General features: G+C 53.6%; 13 protein-coding genes. 8 read left to right on the top strand and 5 right to left on the bottom strand.

The features are described 5' to 3' along the window. Window positions 1-7: 7 nt before the first annotated feature. Together ACFE8Q_RS10960 and ACFE8Q_RS10955 are read left to right on the top strand one after the other, a co-directional pair. Entirely contained in the window at window positions 8-1486 is a 1479-nt protein-coding gene (locus tag ACFE8Q_RS10960; RefSeq protein WP_375445434.1) for a SusD/RagB family nutrient-binding outer membrane lipoprotein, read from the top strand. A 32-nt stretch (window positions 1487-1518) separates the two neighbouring features. After that, the gene (locus tag ACFE8Q_RS10955; protein WP_375445433.1) at window positions 1519-2034 is read left to right on the top strand and encodes a hypothetical protein; all 516 of its coding nucleotides are present in this window, start codon (window positions 1519-1521) and stop codon (window positions 2032-2034) included. 101 nt (window positions 2035-2135) lie between these two features. Here ACFE8Q_RS10955 and ung read toward each other — a convergent pair whose 3' ends face one another. Beyond that, window positions 2136-2801, bottom strand: coding sequence for a uracil-DNA glycosylase (gene ung, locus ACFE8Q_RS10950; RefSeq protein ID WP_375445432.1), 666 nt, complete (start codon window positions 2799-2801; stop codon window positions 2136-2138). A gap of 169 nt (window positions 2802-2970) precedes the next feature. Between ung and apaG the strand changes: the two genes are divergently transcribed. From apaG to ACFE8Q_RS10930, 4 genes are all read left to right on the top strand, one after another. Further along, window positions 2971-3357, top strand: a complete 387-nt coding sequence (gene apaG / locus ACFE8Q_RS10945) for a Co2+/Mg2+ efflux protein ApaG (protein WP_375445431.1) — start codon at window positions 2971-2973, stop codon at window positions 3355-3357. 15 nt (window positions 3358-3372) lie between these two features. After that, a complete protein-coding gene (locus ACFE8Q_RS10940; protein WP_375445430.1) occupies window positions 3373-4152 on the top strand; it encodes an O-methyltransferase in 780 nt (259 codons plus the stop codon). A gap of 10 nt (window positions 4153-4162) precedes the next feature. Beyond that, on the top strand, window positions 4163-5524 hold the full coding sequence (locus ACFE8Q_RS10935) for a hypothetical protein (RefSeq protein ID WP_375445429.1): 1362 nt from the start codon (window positions 4163-4165) through the stop codon (window positions 5522-5524). Between the two features lie 84 nt (window positions 5525-5608). Then, complete coding sequence (locus ACFE8Q_RS10930; RefSeq protein ID WP_375445428.1) at window positions 5609-7153, top strand: serine hydrolase domain-containing protein; 1545 nt, start codon at window positions 5609-5611, stop codon at window positions 7151-7153. Between the two features lie 87 nt (window positions 7154-7240). On the opposite strand, the gene ACFE8Q_RS10925 is transcribed toward ACFE8Q_RS10930, so the two are convergent. Then, the gene (locus tag ACFE8Q_RS10925) at window positions 7241-9301 is read right to left on the bottom strand and encodes a DEAD/DEAH box helicase (protein WP_375445427.1); all 2061 of its coding nucleotides are present in this window, start codon (window positions 9299-9301) and stop codon (window positions 7241-7243) included. Between the two features lie 709 nt (window positions 9302-10010). Here ACFE8Q_RS10925 and ACFE8Q_RS10920 point away from each other — a divergent pair. Continuing rightward, the gene (locus ACFE8Q_RS10920) at window positions 10011-10778 is read left to right on the top strand and encodes a 5'-methylthioadenosine/adenosylhomocysteine nucleosidase (protein WP_375445426.1); all 768 of its coding nucleotides are present in this window, start codon (window positions 10011-10013) and stop codon (window positions 10776-10778) included. Between the two features lie 124 nt (window positions 10779-10902). Here the strand turns inward: ACFE8Q_RS10920 and ACFE8Q_RS10915 are convergent, their stop codons facing one another. After that, on the bottom strand, window positions 10903-13821 hold the full coding sequence (locus tag ACFE8Q_RS10915; RefSeq protein ID WP_375445425.1) for a leucine--tRNA ligase: 2919 nt from the start codon (window positions 13819-13821) through the stop codon (window positions 10903-10905). Window positions 13822-14017: 196 nt separating this feature from the next. Here ACFE8Q_RS10915 and ACFE8Q_RS10910 point away from each other — a divergent pair, with 196 nt between their 5' ends. Continuing rightward, window positions 14018-15820 (top strand): hypothetical protein, encoded by a 1803-nt coding sequence (locus ACFE8Q_RS10910; protein WP_375445424.1) that lies wholly within the window; start codon window positions 14018-14020, stop codon window positions 15818-15820. A 5-nt stretch (window positions 15821-15825) separates the two neighbouring features. Here ACFE8Q_RS10910 and ACFE8Q_RS10905 read toward each other — a convergent pair whose 3' ends face one another. Then, complete coding sequence (locus tag ACFE8Q_RS10905) at window positions 15826-16605, bottom strand: methyltransferase domain-containing protein (protein ID WP_375445423.1); 780 nt, start codon at window positions 16603-16605, stop codon at window positions 15826-15828. Then, window positions 16598-17536: a glycosyltransferase family 2 protein gene (locus ACFE8Q_RS10900; protein WP_375445422.1), complete on the bottom strand. Its 939-nt coding sequence runs from the start codon at window positions 17534-17536 to the stop codon at window positions 16598-16600. The genes ACFE8Q_RS10905 and ACFE8Q_RS10900 overlap by 8 nt, the downstream gene beginning before the upstream one ends. Window positions 17537-17543: the final 7 nt, after the last annotated feature.

Here is a 17543-nt window from a genome sequence, read left to right as displayed (position 1 = left end):
CTTACTTATGACTACTCTATTTTGGAAAGCCTGCCTTGTCGCCACCGCCTTCACCGGCCTGACGGCTTGCAGTAACTACCTGGACGTTAACGTAACGCCCAACAACCCTACCTCTGTGACGCCCGGCGTTTTATTGCCTTCGTCAGTAGTGGGTACGGCTTTTGCCAACGCCAACGAATTGAACCGCTTTGGTGAAGTAGTGGTGCAACATCTGGCTGGCGCAGCCAACAACCCGGCAAACTATGACGTTTACCAAACCAATGGAGCCGATTTTGGTAACCAATGGCGGTTTGAACTGTATGGCGGTGCACTGATCAACTACCAGAAGCTGATCGAAACGGCGAATCTGACCAACTCGAAGGCGTATACAGGTATTGCCAAGATCATGAAGGCGTACACGTTTAGCCTGGCCACCGATGTGTGGGGTGATGTACCCTACTCACAAGCCCTGCAAGGTGACGTGATACCACAGCCCCGGCTCGATAAGCAACAGGATATCTACCAGGGCAATACCGCATCGGGTATTCAAAGCCTGTTTGATCTGGTGCGGGAAGGACTGGCCGATCTGGACGCTGCCACCGCCACTGGGTATACAGGCATTAAACCCGGTAACGATGATCTGGTATATAACGGTGATCTGACCAAATGGAAGCAGGCAGGCAACACCATGCTGCTGAAGTTTGCCGCTACGGTAAGTCTGGTTAACCCCCAGTTGGCTACCAGTGTGATCAATGAAGTGTTGACCAAGAATCAGTACATCAACTCGAACACCAACGACCTGAACGTACCCTTCGGGGCCAGCGTCGGCAGCCAGGATCCGCGCTACTCCTATTCATTTGTGACGAACTTCGCGACTGATCTGATCCTGAGCACCCGGTTTCTGAATCTTCTTCAGGCCAACAATGATCCACGCTTACCGCTTTACTTCACCAGTCCGGGTGGTAAGTATACCACGATCGACAACGGTTTCCGGGGTGTCTTACCCTCTCCGACGTCCACCTGGTCGAAGTATAACACGGCCATTGTCGGAAATACCGGCGTTGGTCCCGTTCGGCTGATCACCAACTTCCAGCGGGCATTTATTCTGGCCGAAGCCGCCCTTCGTCTGGGTACGCCCGGCGACCCTCAGGCACTCTATACGGAAGGTATTACCGCGTCGATGGCGCTGGCCGGTCTGACCTCAGCCCAGATCACGGCGTACCTGGCGGCCAACCCAACCGTTGCCACCCTGACCGGAACCAATGAGCAGAAGATCGCCCAGATTATTACGCAGAAATACATTGCCTTGACGGGTAACGGTATCGAGGCCTGGAATGATTACCGGCGGACGGGCTACCCAACCTTGCAGCCCTCGCAGAATGCAGCCGGTATCGACGGTACCCGGCCAGTGCGTGCGGTGTATATCAACGAAGAAGTTCAGCGTAACCCGAACTTCCCCAACCCATCGCCACAGTCAAACACCAAGGTTTGGTGGCAGACTAAGTAATTCACTTTCAATTAGTTGAACGACACAAACGCATGAAACATATAGTAATCAATAGTTGTCTTTGTCTGTTGCTGGCCGTTGTTGGTATGTCTTGCAAAGACAATTTCAACTACAGCGAGCTGGTACGGGACAATCGGCCAGCTATTCCGGTAACCTTCCCCGGCACCACGTCATACGGTTTCAACCCGTTTATCCAGACGTCGATAGCCGCTGGTGGACCCATTCAGTTTACCCTCTCGATTCCATCGGCTAGCGGACGCACAATCAAGGAGATCACCAAAGTGGTGGGTGGTGCTACGGGAATCACGATAGCGACGCTGAATGCGGCAACAGCAACTTCACAGTTTAACGCCGCGCCTATTCCAGGAAGTGGCACCACGGCTGTGTTTACTACGACCCTGGCCGCTTTCAAAACAAAGTATCCATCGGTAGTGACTGCGCCGGTTGCGCTGCCAAACTACACCGAGATCCAGTTTATTTTTCTGGTAACCCTCGATGATGGTACGCAACTCGTTCCTGAGCCTGTTCGGGTACGGTTGGTTCCCTGATCGGAACGTACCTGAGTCTCGCACAAAAAAACCGCAGCCTTCTGGTTGCGGTTTTTTTGTAGCTTCTCAGTCTGTACATGTTGGTTCCAGGTACGTCTCCCCTACCACTCGATCGGCGGCAGCCCGTTGCTAATTAGGTATTCGTTGGCCTGGCTGAAGTGCTTGTTGCCAAACCAGCCCCCCCACTGTGCCGCCATCGGCGACGGGTGTTTCGACTTTAGAACAAGGTGCTTCTTCTCGTCAATAACAGCGCCTTTTTTTTGGGCATACGCGCCCCACAGCATGAAAACGACATGCTCTTTCTGCTCGGAAATAAGCTTGATCACGGCGTCGGTAAAGGTTTCCCAGCCTTTACCCTGGTGCGATCCCGCCTGACCAGCCCGAACAGTTAGCGTGGCGTTGAGCAACATAACGCCCTGCGACGCCCAGCGTTCCAGATTACCCGATTTGGGAATTGGCTTGCCCAAATCGTCCTGAATCTCCTTGAAAACGTTGATCAGCGAGGGCGGTTTGGTGATGCCGTCGGCCACCGAAAAAGCCAGTCCGTTCGCCTGCCCTTCGCCATGATAGGGGTCCTGCCCAAGAATAACCACGCGGGTTGACTCAAACGGGCATTTATCAAAGGCGTTAAACATAAGCTTGCCGGGCGGGTAAATGCGCTGCGTCGAATACTCTTCCCGCAGAAACTCAGCTAATTTTGTAAAGTAAGGTTTGTCGAATTCGGGTTGCAAATAAGGCTTCCAGGAATCAGCAATGAGTACGTTCATAAAGTGACGAATGCGTTGGCAGCTAACTAGCCATATGCTGGCTAAGCTGGCTACAAAATTACAGGAGGACTCTGACAGGAAATGAAATTTATTTTAGCCCTCACTGGTTGAGGAAGCAAACTTATCAACTTATTTTACGTTGTAAAGTTGTCAAAAACGAGTTTTTTTTATGATTACGGCAGTAACGGAAGGCATTAAAGTCAGCGTGAAAACGGAGTATCAGCACGGGTATTCCAGCCCTTTGCAGGCCCACTACGTATTCACGTATCGTATTGCTATAGAAAACCACAGCGAGCACACGATTCAGTTGCTGCGCCGTCACTGGCTCATCTACGATGCCCACGGGCAGGTGCGCGAAGTGGAGGGCGAAGGCGTAATTGGCCTGCAACCGGTGCTCGAACCCGGCGAACGCCACGAGTACGTATCGGGCTGTAACCTGCACGCCAGCATGGGTAAAATGGTGGGCACCTACCTCGTTGAGCGGTTGATCGACGGTAAACAGTTTCGTATTCAGGTCCCCGAATTTACAATGGTGGTGCCTTTCCAGTTGAATTAACGGTATCAGGAATCTGTGGTTGCTGCGTATCTCCGTTATCTGTGGCAGGCTGGCAACCTGCACGGCTTGCACTCGCCCTTCATTTATGCCCTCTACCGCGATATCATCCGGCATCGGCACCCTGCCCCGCCAGGTACGTCTCCCATAGAATCGCTTCGTAAATCGCTGCTGAAAAGCAACGAAACACTGACCGTAACCGATTTGGGAGCCGGTTCGCGACGGAGCAATGGAACAGTTCGCTCCGTGGCGACCATTGCCCGAAACGCGCAGAAACCGGCTCGCTACGCCTGGTTACTTCACCGGCTCATTCTCCGTACCAACGCCAGATACGTGCTGGAACTGGGTACGTCGCTTGGGCTGACGACCGCCTACCTGGCCGATGCCGTGGCGCAAACCGGCGGTCAACTCTATTCCTTTGAAGGTTGCCCAAATACGGCTGCCCTGGCCAAAGCCCACCTCAATCAACTTGGCTACGCGGATACGCGTATCGTTGTCGGAAATCTGGACGAAACACTGACCGAAACAGTGGCCCAACTACCACAGATCGACCTGGCTTTTTTCGACGCGAACCATCGCTACGAGCCTACAGTTCAGTATTTTATACATTGCCTGCCGCACGTTCATAACGATACTCTTTTTATATTTGACGACATTCACTGGTCAAAAGGTATGGAACAGGCCTGGGAGGCCATCAAGGCGCATCCATCCGTGCAAGTTACCGTTGACCTGTTTGGCGTTGGTCTGGTTTTTTTTCGCCGCGAGCAGCCTAAACAGCATTTTATCCTCCGTTTTTAATCCTACTGGTATGACTTACCGCGTTCTACTCACCACAACTTTAGGCGCGGCTTTGCTGATTGCCTCCTGCAAGAAAACCGCCGACGTCACGACGACCGATTTAGCCAAAACATCGTTCGAGTTAATTCAGGATCGAATCCTAACGCCTTCGTGCGCCACAGCCGGTTGCCATGCGTCGGAATCAGATGCGGCTTTTCGGCAACACGGCCTCGTGCTGGCGGCAGGTGTTGCGTTTAAAAACCTGGTCGGTATCGATCCTAAAAACGCGGCCTCACTGGCCGACGGCCACAAGCGCGTGAAAGCGTTCGTAGCACTGGAGAGCCTCCTGTATCACAAGCTCAATACCGACGCATCGCACCATAGCGGAAAGAGTTACGGCAACCCCATGCCGCTGGGCAGCGATCCGCTGTCTGTTGGGCAGATCGAATTTGTTCGTCGCTGGATTGATGGGGGTGCGCTGGCTACGGGCTCGCTCATTGACCCTACCCTGCTGGACGATAAAACGCCCAGCGGTGCAACGAATAGTTCGTTTACTGCACCAGCGGCGCCAGCCAGTGGAACAGGTTACCAGATGAAAGTAGATGCCTTTGATGTGGCGACCAATTTCGAACGGGAGCTTTTCGTTCGGCGGGCAGTTGGCAACCCGACCGATATTTATATTAACCGATTTACAGTGAACATGCGACCAGGTAGCCACCACTTTATCGCCTACGATTTCGATAACAAATCAATCGCGCCAGCCATGAATCAGGTACGTGACCTGCGCAATGCCGACGGGACCACAAATCTGCTTACGGCAATCCAGATGTCGAATCATACGTACCTGATGGGTAGCCCAAGTGCCTCGTTCGAGTATAAGTTTCCGGAAGGAGCTGCGCTACAAATTCCAGCCAATGCCTCGTTTGACTTGAATGTTCACTACGTAAACAAAAGCCAGACGATAACAAAAGGAGAAGCCTACATCAACCTCTACACAACGCCACAATCGAGCGTGACTAAGGTAGTTAAGACGCTGAACATGAGTAATACCAGCCTGGCCATTCCGGCGAATTCCCGAAAAATGTTCAGCAAGTCATTTACCGTGAGCAAGCCCTCGCTCATCCTGATGCTTACCTCGCATATGCACAAGACAGGTGAGAAGTTCGTGATTAAGATAAAAGGCGGTGCCCGCGATGGCGAGATCGTGTACACGACTACCGACTGGGAACACCCGGATGTGATCAATTTCGCCACGCCGATTCAACTGGCTAAAGGTGAAGGGCTTACTTCCGAAATTACGTATAATAATACCACAGCCAAAGCTATCCAGTTTGGCCTGACGAGCGACGACGAAATGGGCATCATCTTCGGCTATTATTACGAAACGAATTAAAACCAGCAGTAGTCAACCCTAAAAAAAGGTGGCTTAACAAGGCGTTAGGCCACCTTTTTTTAGGGTTGACGCCTATTTTGCAGGATGATGCATCGCTACATTTTTATTGCCCTTGGCTTCCTGACGGGAAGCGTTCAACTGGCAGGTGCCCAGTCAGCAGGTACGTCCACTTCACCTGCCTTTCCTGACCCCGACCGGATGGCCAAAATCAATGCGGCGCTGCCCGTCATTGACAAATTATACCGCGACTATGCCGCGCAGCGCAACGTACCCGGACTCGGTTTCGGTGTCGTGGTCGACGGGAAACTGGTATACGGAAAAGGCGTTGGTTTCGCCGATCTGTCCACGAAACGCCCCGCCACCGAGCAGTCGCAATTTCGAATTGCGTCGATGACCAAGAGCCTGACGGCGATGGCCATTCTGAAACTGCGCGATGAAGGCAAGCTTAGCCTCGATGACCCCGCTTCGACCTACGTACCTGAGTTGAAGCAGTTGAAACCGCTGACGACCGACGCGCCCGCGATTACCGTGCGGCATCTGTTGACGCATGCCGCCGGTTTCCCCGAAGACAACCCCTGGGGCGACCGGCAACTAGCCGATTCGGAAGCTGAATTTACCCAGTTTTTGAAAGGCGGACTGTCACTTTCCAATGCGCCGGGCGTAGCCTACGAATACGCAAACCTTGGCTTTGCGCTGCTTGGCCGGATTATTACCAACGTAACCAAACAGCCATACCAGCAGTACATTACCACTGCCATTTTAAAGCCGCTGGGCATGAACAGCACGATCTGGGATTACCGTAAGGCTGATCCGAACAGGTACGTTAATGGCTACCGCTGGCAGGAAGGACAATACCTTCCCGAGGTTCCACTGGCTGATGGCTCTTGGGGCGCGATGGGCGGCCTGATAACGACCGTTGAGGATTTTGCGAAGTACATGGCGCTGCACCTGAGCGCCTGGCCCGCCCGCGACGGTGCCGATACGGGCCCGGTGAAGCGCAGTTCGATTCGCGAAATGCAACAGCCCTGGAATTTTCGTGGCCTGAATTCCCAGTTCCGGTATGCGTCGGGTCGGCTGTGCCCGCAAACAGCCAGTTATGCCTACGGGCTGGTTTGGGTACGTGACTGTGAAGGGCGCGTGAGCGTTGGCCATAGCGGCGGCCTGCCCGGCTTTGGCAGCGAATGGCAGGTACTTCCCGACTATGGCATCGGCGTGATCGGCTGCGCCAACCTGACATATTCGGGCCTGCGGGGCATCAACACGATCGCGCTGGATACGCTGATATCACTCGCCGGGTTAAAGCCGCGTGCATTGGCCGTTTCACCGATTTTAGCGAAGCGTAAAGCGGAGTTGGTCAAACTGCTACCTGACTGGAAAGATGGTGAAGCGAGCGGCATTTTCGCTGAAAATTTCTTCCCCGATACACCAATTGCCCTTCGCCAAAAAAATACGCAGGCGTTGTTTGAGAAGATTGGAAAGGTGAAAAACGTAGGTGAACTTATTCCTGAAAACAACCTGCGGGGTACGTTCCGCATCGACGGGGAACGGGGTAGCGTGAACGTATTTTTTACCCTCACCCCCGAAGCCAACCCGTTGATCCAGCAACTGGATATTACGGAAGTAAAGTAGGTACGTTGCTTCGCGAAAGCAACGTACCTACAACAAAAAAAGCCCGCTCCGGATTCCAGAGCGGGCTTTCAACTATATGATTGCTACTTATTTAGCGATCTCTACGTTTACCTGACGGCCTTTGATGTTGTTACCGTCCATGGCTTGAATCACCCGGCCAGCTACATCATTAGGTACGTCGACGAACGTGTGCTTGTCGAAAATATCGATGCTGCCGATGCTGCTGCCTGGGATACCTGACTCGCCGGCGATAGCGCCAACCAGATCACCCGGACGAACATAATCACGACGACCGATACTCACGCTCAGGCGGGTCATGTTTGGCTCACGCTCACGAACAGGCCGCTCGTTGCTACGGGCAAAATAACCTTCTTTGCCACCTTCACGCTCCGGACGAGGGCCACGATCTTCGAAACGACCGCCGCTGCGACGATCTTCAAAGCGACCGCCACCCCGTGAGTCGGCACCACGGCTTTCGAAACGTCCGCCCCGATCACCGCCTCCGCGACGATCTTCGAAACGACCACCGCCACGCGAATCATTGCGACGGTCATCGAAACGACCACGGCCACCCTCACGAGGACCACGATCTTCGTATTTTCCGTTGCGACGATCTTCTTCGTTCAGGTCTTTATCCGAGAATTCGTTTTTCTCGATACCCATGCTCCGCTTCATCAGCGCGGCCACGATCTGCTCCGTAGAGAAGCCCGTGTGCTGTAGTTGAGTCAGCATGTCGTCGTACAGATGCAGGTCTTTGCTTTCCGTAATGTCAACTTCCAGTTGCTCGATGAACCGGGCTTTACGGATGCCGACGATATCTTCAAACGAAGGAATTACGCCCTTATCAACCCGTACCTTCGTATACGTCTGGATGTCACGGAAACGGAATTTCTCATCACGGCTCACCAGTGAGAACGCCCGGCCTGATTTACCGGCACGGCCTGTGCGGCCAATCCGGTGTACGTAATACTCTTCGTCGAGGGGAATATCGTAGTTGATCACCGCATCCACGTTGTCAACGTCGATACCACGGGCAGCTACGTCAGTAGCGACCAGGATCGTTGTTGCACCGGCGCGGAATTTGCTCATCACGTTACTCCGCTGCGCCTGACGCAGGTCGCCATGCAGACCCTCGGCCTGGTAGCCGCGAATCATCATGTCTTCCACAATCTCTTCCACCTTCCGCTTCGTGTTACAGAACACCAGCATCAGTTTCAGATCGTACAGGTCGATCAGGCGGCACATCACTTCGGTTTTTGCCTTCGGCTTCACCTCGAAATATACCTGCTCGATGTTGGTAGCGGTCAGTTCTTTCTTCACCACCTTCACCATCACCGGGTTCACCTGGAACCGCTGCGTCATGGCCAGAATTGGCTTCGACATGGTGGCTGAGAACAGGACCGTCTGACGTTGCTCTGGGAAATCTTCCAGGATACTTTCGATGTCTTCACGGAAGCCCATGTCCAGCATTTCGTCGGCTTCGTCAAGAATGATCATCTTGGCGTCGTCGAGTTTCAGCGTGTTGCGCTGCATGTGGTCCATGACACGGCCGGGCGTACCCACCACGATATGCACCCCTTTTTTCAGCGACCGGATCTGACGCTCGATTGAGTCGCCACCGTAGATCGTTTCAATATAAATACCCCGCTTAAATTTGCTGAGTTTACGTAGTTCTTCGGTTACCTGAACGGCCAGTTCGCGCGTTGGGCACAGGATAAGCACCTGTACGCTTCGGTCGCTTGGGTCGATCAGTTCAAGGGCGGGAATACCAAACGCGGCCGTTTTACCGGTACCGGTTTGTGCCTGTCCGATCACGTCGCGGCCCGCCATAATTGGCGGAATGGCCTCGGCCTGAATGGGTGAAGGCGTGGTAAAGCCCATTTCCGTAACAGCCGCCAGAATATCGGCCGATACATTCAGGTCGGCAAACGTAAAGCCTTTGGCTACGACAGGTTGTACCGTAATGGTTTCTTTAATGATGGGTTGTTCAACCTCGGCGGCTGGCATTGGCAACTCTTCATCGGCTAGTGCGGCCTGGAAAGCGGCATTCGCGTCGAGTTGCTGGTTGTTGGTCTGTGCGGCCTCTTCCTGCACAGGAGTTTGATCGACGATTTCGTCGGTCTCGGGCTGGATGTTGTCCAGATTCATAGAAAATTGGTAAGAAATAATTCATTCCGCATACGGCGGAAATTCGTCAAGCTGACAGTGACGTGTGCAGGATACCCACTAAGCACCAACCCAGGATGTTCGTCGTAACCGACGTGGAAATAACCCCTACCCCAACGAGTAACCCAGGTGAATTTTTAAATCGCTTAGACTAGCGTAGTTGACCCTCGTTAACTTAAAGCCACCGCCCCACAGCCTGTACTGTCTTTTTGTACATCCATGTCGGCTCTGTAGACCACATCTTACAAACGAGTGCGACCTGAAACGATCGCTTAGAACAGAGAGAAGCCGACGGATGTCGCTTGAAATTCTGGTGCAAAAGTAAGACTAATTATCGAAAAAAGCAAGTGAGGCTAAATTATTTTTGCACTTTTCTAACAAGAGGGGGAAAGCTTGTTCATGTTGTGCGTGTAATTGTTGGTTTGCCTTAGAAACGAACGTTGCTGACGTCTTGCTGGTAGTATATTGCTTGGGCCTGTGTCTGGTTTTCTGGTGGCTTCGCTAGTCGTGCCCTTCGACAGGCTCAGGGTGACAGGAAACTCAAGCAAGTGAATGACGACCTTGAGTGGGATTGTCACCCTGAGCCTGTCGAAGGGCACGACTAGCGAAGCCACCAGAAAACCAGACACAGCGTGAAACCAGACCCAGACTCATCGGTAGATTTTCACCCACAACACTGTAGCTTCGCGGCATGCAGTCGAACATAAATTCCAGTTCTATTACGGCCTTACTGGGGGCATTTGGTGAAGAAGTAAAGCTGATTGAAGAGTCGCTTCAGGATGCTGCCGTTGTTGACCTCAACGGCCACCGCTTCGTTACAGGTACGTTGGGGACACAGCGGGTTGTGGTTACACTAACCGGAATTGGCAAGGTCAACGCCGCCATGACAACGGCCTTTGTCATTGCGCACTTCCGTCCGCAGCGAATCATTTTCACGGGTATTGCCGGTGGTGTACGTACCGATCTGCAACCCGGTGACCTGGTGATTGGCGGCGAAGTAGGTTTCCACGATGTGCGGTCGGTAACGCTGACGATGGAGCCAACGCGCCGGTCGATGCACCCGGTCAGCTACGAGCTTAATCCGCTGTATTTCCCCGCCGACCCTACCTTGCTTGCTCTGGCTGAACAAGCCGCTAAATCGCTCGACTTTGAGCAGGTTCCCGGCAGCACACGCGCTCCCAGCGTTACGGTTGGCCGGATCTTAACCGGCGATGAATTCATCCATTCGGCTCAGCGAGCGGCTGAATTACGCACGGAATACAGTGCTGACGCCATCGAAATGGAGGGGGCTGCCGTGGCCCAGGTGTGCCATCAACAAAACATTCCCTGCCTTGTCATCCGCAGCCTGAGCGACCGCGCCGACAGTCACGCCGTCATTGATCTACTCGCCTTCCTCAGCACCGCCGCGAGAAATTCGGCAGGGCTGGTGACGGGGATGATGGGGTTTGAGTTGGTCTAACCCCTAAATCCCCTAAAGGGGACATTGCCCTGCTAGCCAATAATTGGCGTTCATTAGCGAAGCAAAGTCCCCTTTAGGGGATGATGGGGTTATGTCTACGCATAATCTTCTTACTACTAATTTCCTACATCACTACATTCACAATGCGCTTCGGGACGACTACGATTTTCTTCGCTGGTTTGCCTTCCATCCACTTCTGTACGACCTCGTTGGCCAGCACATCCTGCTCGATTTCGGCGGTTGGCCGGTCGAGGGCGTAGCTGATCGTGGTGCGTACTTTGCCGTTGATCTGAATCGGATACTCGAAGGTATTTTCGACCAGGAACTGCGGATTGAAGACGGGGTACGTTGCCTTTGAGACGGTACCCGGTTCGTTGCCCAACGCGGCCCAAAGCTCTTCGGCAATGTGCGGCGCGTAGGGCGAAATGAGCAGCACCAAATCCCGAAGGATTGCCCGTTTGTGGCACTTCAACGTCGATAACTCATTGACGCACACCATGAAGGCTGACACCGACGTGTTGAACGAGAAATTCTCGATGTCTTCCTGCGCCTTCTTGATCGTCTTGTGCAGCACCTTCAACTCCTCCGCAGTAGGCGCGTCATCGGTTACGATCCACTCGTTCGTCTCAACGCCAGGTACGTCCTTATAGAATAACCGCCAGAATTTGCGGATGAACCGGTAGGCTCCATCAATACCATTCGTATTCCAGGGTTTCGCCTGCTCCAGCGGGCCAAGGAACATTTCGTACAGACGCAGAACGTCGGCACCGTAGCGACCAGCCACATCGTCGGGGTTCACTACATTATAATAACGCTTGGACATTTTTTCGACTACACTGCCACAAACGTACTTTCCATCCTCAAGAATAAATTTGGAATTGGCATAATCAGGTAGCCAGGCTCGAAACGCCTCTATATCAAGCACATCATTTTCGACAATATTAACGTCGACATGCAACTCTGTCGTTTCGTACTGGCCTTTCAGACCATGTGAAACAAAGACAGGAGCACTCCCCTGCTGACCTGTCCCTTCGAGCCGATAGACCAGCATTGACCTACCCTGAATCATGCCTTGGTTGATGAGCTTTTTGAAGGGCTCTTCCTGCGGGACGTACCCACGGTCTTTCAGGAATTTGTTCCAGAAACGGCTGTAGAGCAGGTGGCCGGTGGCGTGTTCGGAACCGCCCATGTACAGGTCGACGTCCTGCCAGTAGTCGATGGCGTCGCGGCTGGCAAACTCGCCGGTATTCTGCGGGTCCATATAGCGGTACCAGTACCACGACGACCCCGCCCAGCCGGGCATGGTGCTCAGTTCGTACTCGTACCCCACCCCTAACCCCTCCCCGTTAGGGAGGGGAACCTCCTCGGAATATGCTGATGCGGTTCCCCTCCCTAACGGGGAGGGGTTAGGGGTGGGGTTATATTTCCAGCCTTCGGCGCGGCCCAGTGGTGGTTCGCCGGTTTCGGTAGGCAGGTATTTGTCGATGGCAGGCAGTTCCAGCGGCAGGTCGGCCTCGTCGATCAGGTGCGGGATGGGTTCGCCGTTGCTGTTCGGTCTGAAATAGACTGGAACAGGTTCACCCCAGTAGCGTTGACGGCTAAAGACGGCATCGCGCATCCGGTAATTTACCTTGCCTTTGCCCGCGCCTTTTTCTTCCAGAATAGCAATTAACCGAGCCGTTGCTTCCGGGTACGTTAATCCGTTGACCAGGTCAGAGTTGATGTAGCGGCCTTCTTTGGTATTATCAGCTTGCTCATCCAGCCCTTTCTGCGCGTCGAGGATCGGCACAATGGGCAAGTCATACTGTTTGGCGAATAGGTAGTCGCGCTGATCGCCGGAAGGTACGGCCATGACCGCGCCCGTTCCGTAGCCAGCCAGCACGTAGTCGGCCAGCCAGATGGGCACCTGCGCGCCGCTGATGGGGTTCACGCAGTAACTGCCCGTAAACACGCCCGACACGGTTTTAGCGTCCATCATCCGGTCGCGTTCCGAGCGGAGTTTTACGGCCGCGATGTAGGCATCAACGGCTTCCTGCTGTTCGGGGGTGGTCAGGTCGGCAACGAGTTCGTGTTCAGGAGCCAGCACCATGAACGTAACGCCATAGATTGTATCGACCCGGGTTGTGAACACTTCGATAAAGCCTTCAACCCCAAGCGAGAATTTAACGCTAGCCCCTACGCTCCGGCCAATCCAGTTACGCTGTTGCTCTTTGATCGATTCTGACCAGTCGATGGTGTCGAGGCCGTACAGCAGGCGGTTGGCGTAGGCGGTGATGCGCATCATCCACTGGCGCATCAGTTTTTGCTCAACGGGATACCCGCCACGCTCAGAAACACGCCCGTTGGGGCCGTCTTTTACTTCGTCGTTGGCCAGTACCGTACCCAGGCCAGGGCACCAGTTCACCATCGCGTCGGCCAGGTACGTTAGGCGGTATTGTAAGGTGACGGCGTACTGCTGTTCGTCTGACATGGCGTGCCACTCGTCGGCTGTGAACGGCAGGGCGGTATCATCGCAAACGGCCTGCACGTCGGTAGTACCGTTCTGAGCAAACTTTTCAAGCAGTGTTTCGATGGGCTCGGCTTTATCGGTTTTCCGGTTGTACCAGGACCGGAACAACTCCATGAAAATCCACTGTGTCCATTTATAATAATTAGGGTCTGAGGTACGTACCTCACGGCTCCAGTCGTAGCTGAAGCCAATATTTTTAAGCTGTTCGGTATAGCGCTTCAGGTTTTCTTCGGTCGTGAGCGCAGGGTGTTGGCCGGTTTGGATGGCGTACTGTTCGGCGGGCAGGCCGAACGAGTCGAAACCCATCGGGTGCAGTACATTGAAGCCTTTGAGCCGTTTGTACCGCGCCACAATATCAGACGCAATGTAGCCCAGCGGATGGCCTACGTGCAGCCCCGCCCCCGATGGGTAAGGAAACATATCGAGGACATAGTACTTGGGTTTTTCAGACTGATCATCAGTCTTGTACGTTTGGTTGTCTTCCCAGAACTGTTGCCATTTCTGTTCGGTGTCGCGGTGATTATAATCGGCCATTGGGGACTGTATAGTGTAAAACGTAGACTGGATATCGGTACGCTTCTTTCGTTGCGCCAATCAGGTGACCTGCTTCTGCCCATCCGGTCGGTCAGCAGTAGCGTTCCACTCATTGTGCCTCATCCATGTTGCTTCCGGTACGGCTGACCGGGAATTTAGTTGCAAAAGTAGCCCTTCGTATGGACTTTTACGCGATATGACCACCACCTCGCTTCCTGTCAAGCGTCAATTCACGTTTCTGGTTGCCTTCCTGCTTTTTCTGATCGTGGCCGCGCTGGGCGTTGGCATCATTCGCGACTTCAGCGGCCCCCTGCTCGATGGAGGTGATACCGACCAGTACGCCTACACCAGTTATTATTTTGCCAGAAACGTGTCGATCTGGCCCGTTCCGCTGCTCGACCTATATAATAATCAGACCCTGTACCCATACGGAACCCACCACGTTTTTTTGCCCTGGGGATTCGAGCGCGACTATTTCTACGCCCTGCTCGACCGCTGGCCCAATGCCGAATACAAGCCCTTTCTACAAGGGTATTATCTCTACAGTTTGCTGATTGGGGCCGTGGGTACGTTCCTGCTCCTTCGTGGTCGTTTCGGTATCGCCAAGGCCCTGCTAGCCGGACTCATTGTGTCGGCATTTACCTTTTATAACCTCTACAAATACCCGATTCACCTCAACATGGCGGTGGTTCACTGGACGGTCATCTGTATGTTCGCCACCTTTCTACTGCTCTACGACCTGTATAATTCCTGTAGAGTGAGCTTGTCGTTCTGGCTGGTCTGGGCCTGGCTGCATCTGGCTGTTCTGGGTCTGGAACTGGGGTATGTGGCTGGGTACGCACTGGCGTTTACAACCCTTTGTTCGCCCTTCATTGGCTACCAGTTATGGCGCAGCACCAATGCATCAAAAGAGTCTTACTTAACACTGTTAACCAACTGGTTGACAGCAGAATACAAAAATCAGAAAACAGGCGTTATTTTTCTATTGATCCTGTGTTTTTTCACGGCCTGGCTCTACATACCCCTGTCGGCGCAGATCAGCATCGACGCGCTGGGCTATACCTTCTCCGAAGCTGGTCAGATGCGAGCCTGGTCGCATCCCCTGCGGCTACTCATTCCGAGTCTGGCAGATGTAGATAGCTTTGGCATTCACTACGAAACGTACCTGCATGATCCAGCGCCTGAGAGTTACGCCCAGACCAGCCCCGGTCTGTATCTGGTCATTCTGGCAATAACAGGGCTTTGGCAACAGCGAAGAAAAGCAGGTCTTTGGGGACCAGTCGGGCTGTTGCTGTTGCTCTGTCTGCTTTACCATCCGATTGCCTTTCCCACGCTGAAGGTTTTCCCGTGGTTTGCCTTCAACCGGCACGGTGGCCGATCGAGTATGATTTACCCTGCGCTACTCTGCATGCTGGCGCTTCCTGTACGGCTTCCTCAAAAAAAGATTGGCCAACTGGTATTTGCGGCCGTGTTGGTATTAATGTTGGCTGAGTGGTATCATGGCTATACCCTGCGTCGGGATGCGCAGCCAGAACCCATTGCGCCGACCCTGCTTTCCTACCTGAAAACCGTTCGCGATACGCCGGGCAAAGCCGTGTTCGATTGGCCATTTTGCATTCAGGGGGCTGATGGCATCACCAACAGTGACGGGCTTTGTCCGTTCTACGACGCGCAGAATGGCGTGAATACCCTGCGTCGTTTTTATCACAAAGCGGTCGTAGGCCAGTATGTTGGGCGGCTTCACCCCGACCTTGTCAAACCGTTCATTCGCGATCAGTGGCCCCGATTATTAGCCGCCGATTACCGGTTTACAGAGGCAGACTGGGCGTTCATCGATCACTTTTTGCGCGCCAATCAATTCGCCGGCATCAACCTATACGCCGACCTGCTCACTCCTGAACAAACGCGGGCTTTTCTAACGCGCTACGGTCCTGCCATTGCAGAAGCCCGTCATCCAACGGCGGGTCGGCTGCTGTTTATTCCGCTTCGAAAACAGTGACCAGTCTACCCGGCAGCTTCCATTTCCAGAAACAGGGAACTGCCGAATGGAGCGATGGGGATTAGCTTACGCTCGATACCAACGAGGCTGTATAAAAATCTGTTTACCAGCGCGCCGGGCAATTCAACATCAGACACGAGTTCACCTGCCGATCGCCAGCCCAGCCGAAGCTGGAGCGCCTGCCATTGCCGGATGAACAGAATGAGCGGCGAAAGCACGAAGCTCCAGTACGTAGCCGATTGAATACGAAGTCCGTTGGCTGGGGCCAGCTTCTCGAAATCTGCTTTCACGAAGCGGCGCAGGCTACCAACAGCCAGATCATGCTCCCCTTTGAAAACGTTGTACGCATTGTTGTTGCTGATGAGCACGCCACCCGGCCGGAGGCGACGCCTGAGTTCGCCAATCAATGCGTTCAGTTCGGGATCGCGGAAGTAACAGAAAACATCGTTGCAAATGATGACGTCGAAACCGTCGGGAGGCGCTCCACTGGGGATATAAGTCGACAGATCGTTCAGGTTGAGCAGATCAACGGTAAGACCACGTTCCTGACAAAAAGCTACGCCCTCTACCGACCCGTCAACGCCACGGCTGTCGGTATAACCAGCCTGGCGGAGGCGATGCAACAGGCCACCAGTACCACAACCGGCATCGAGTATGGTAAGGCCTTTTCGGCTACCGAACCGCTTCTGAATGCGCTGCATGACCAGATCATGCAGGTGGCGATACCACCAGAGTTGCTCTTCAACAAGGAACATCCGACGGAATTCGCCGGTTTTCTCAATCATGTGTCTTCTCTTCCAATAGGCCCCAGGTACGTTTGACAACGTAGGGCGGCATGCCACTTTGAGTCATTGATAAGCGACCCACATATTCGCCCAGAATACCTACGAACAGCAGTTGTAATCCGCCCAGCATCGCCACAATCCAGAAGGCCAGTTCCCACTCACGCACCACCAGCCAGCCTGTGACCTTGCCAACAAAAAGGACAATACCCAGCCAGATACTGAAGCCAAGCAGTGATGCGCCAATGCCCGTGAGCACACGAAGGGGAAGCACCGAATACCCGACCAGAACAGTCAGGAACAGGGAAATCAGCTTACGAACGGTGTAGTTTGACCGGCCTTCCTGTCGGGAATGATGGGGCACCAATACGCTGCCGACATTACTGGTAACCCGAAAAATCAACCCGTCGATGTAGGGATAAGGCCCCTTGTACCGGATAATTTCGTCGATAACCTCCCGGCGGATCAGCTTGAAGCTGGACAGGTATAGCTCGCTGGGTTTGCGTAACAGGTACGTTGCCAGCGCGTTGGTCAGGTCGCTACCTGCATTACGAAACCAGTTGTGCTGTTTCTGCTCGTACCGGCTGTAGACCACATCGTACTCATGAGCCTGCGCTTCCTGTAGGAGAGCCACAATCGCTTCTGGTGGATTCTGAAAATCATCGTCGATGATAACGGCAAACTGGCCAACGGCAAAATTAAGGCCGCAGAGCACCGCGTTGAATTCCCCAAAATTACGCCGCAGACTAACAGCCCTGACATTACTAAACCGGTTGGCCAGGCGGGAACAAACCCATTCTGACCGATCCTTACTCCCATCATTTATCAGGATAACCTCGAATTCATATGTGGTCAGGCAATCCATCAACCGTTCGAGCAGCGGAGTCAGCGTACGCTCGCTGTTGTAGACAGGTATGATGATGCTTAGTTCCACAACGCAG

The sequence above is a fragment of the uncultured Fibrella sp. genome, assembly GCF_964250085.1.
In the GTDB taxonomy this organism is placed as follows: Bacteria; Bacteroidota; Bacteroidia; order Cytophagales; family Spirosomataceae; genus Fibrella.
The sequence above is the reverse complement of the archived record's forward strand: the minus strand, read 5'-3'. Positions and strand labels throughout refer to the sequence as shown.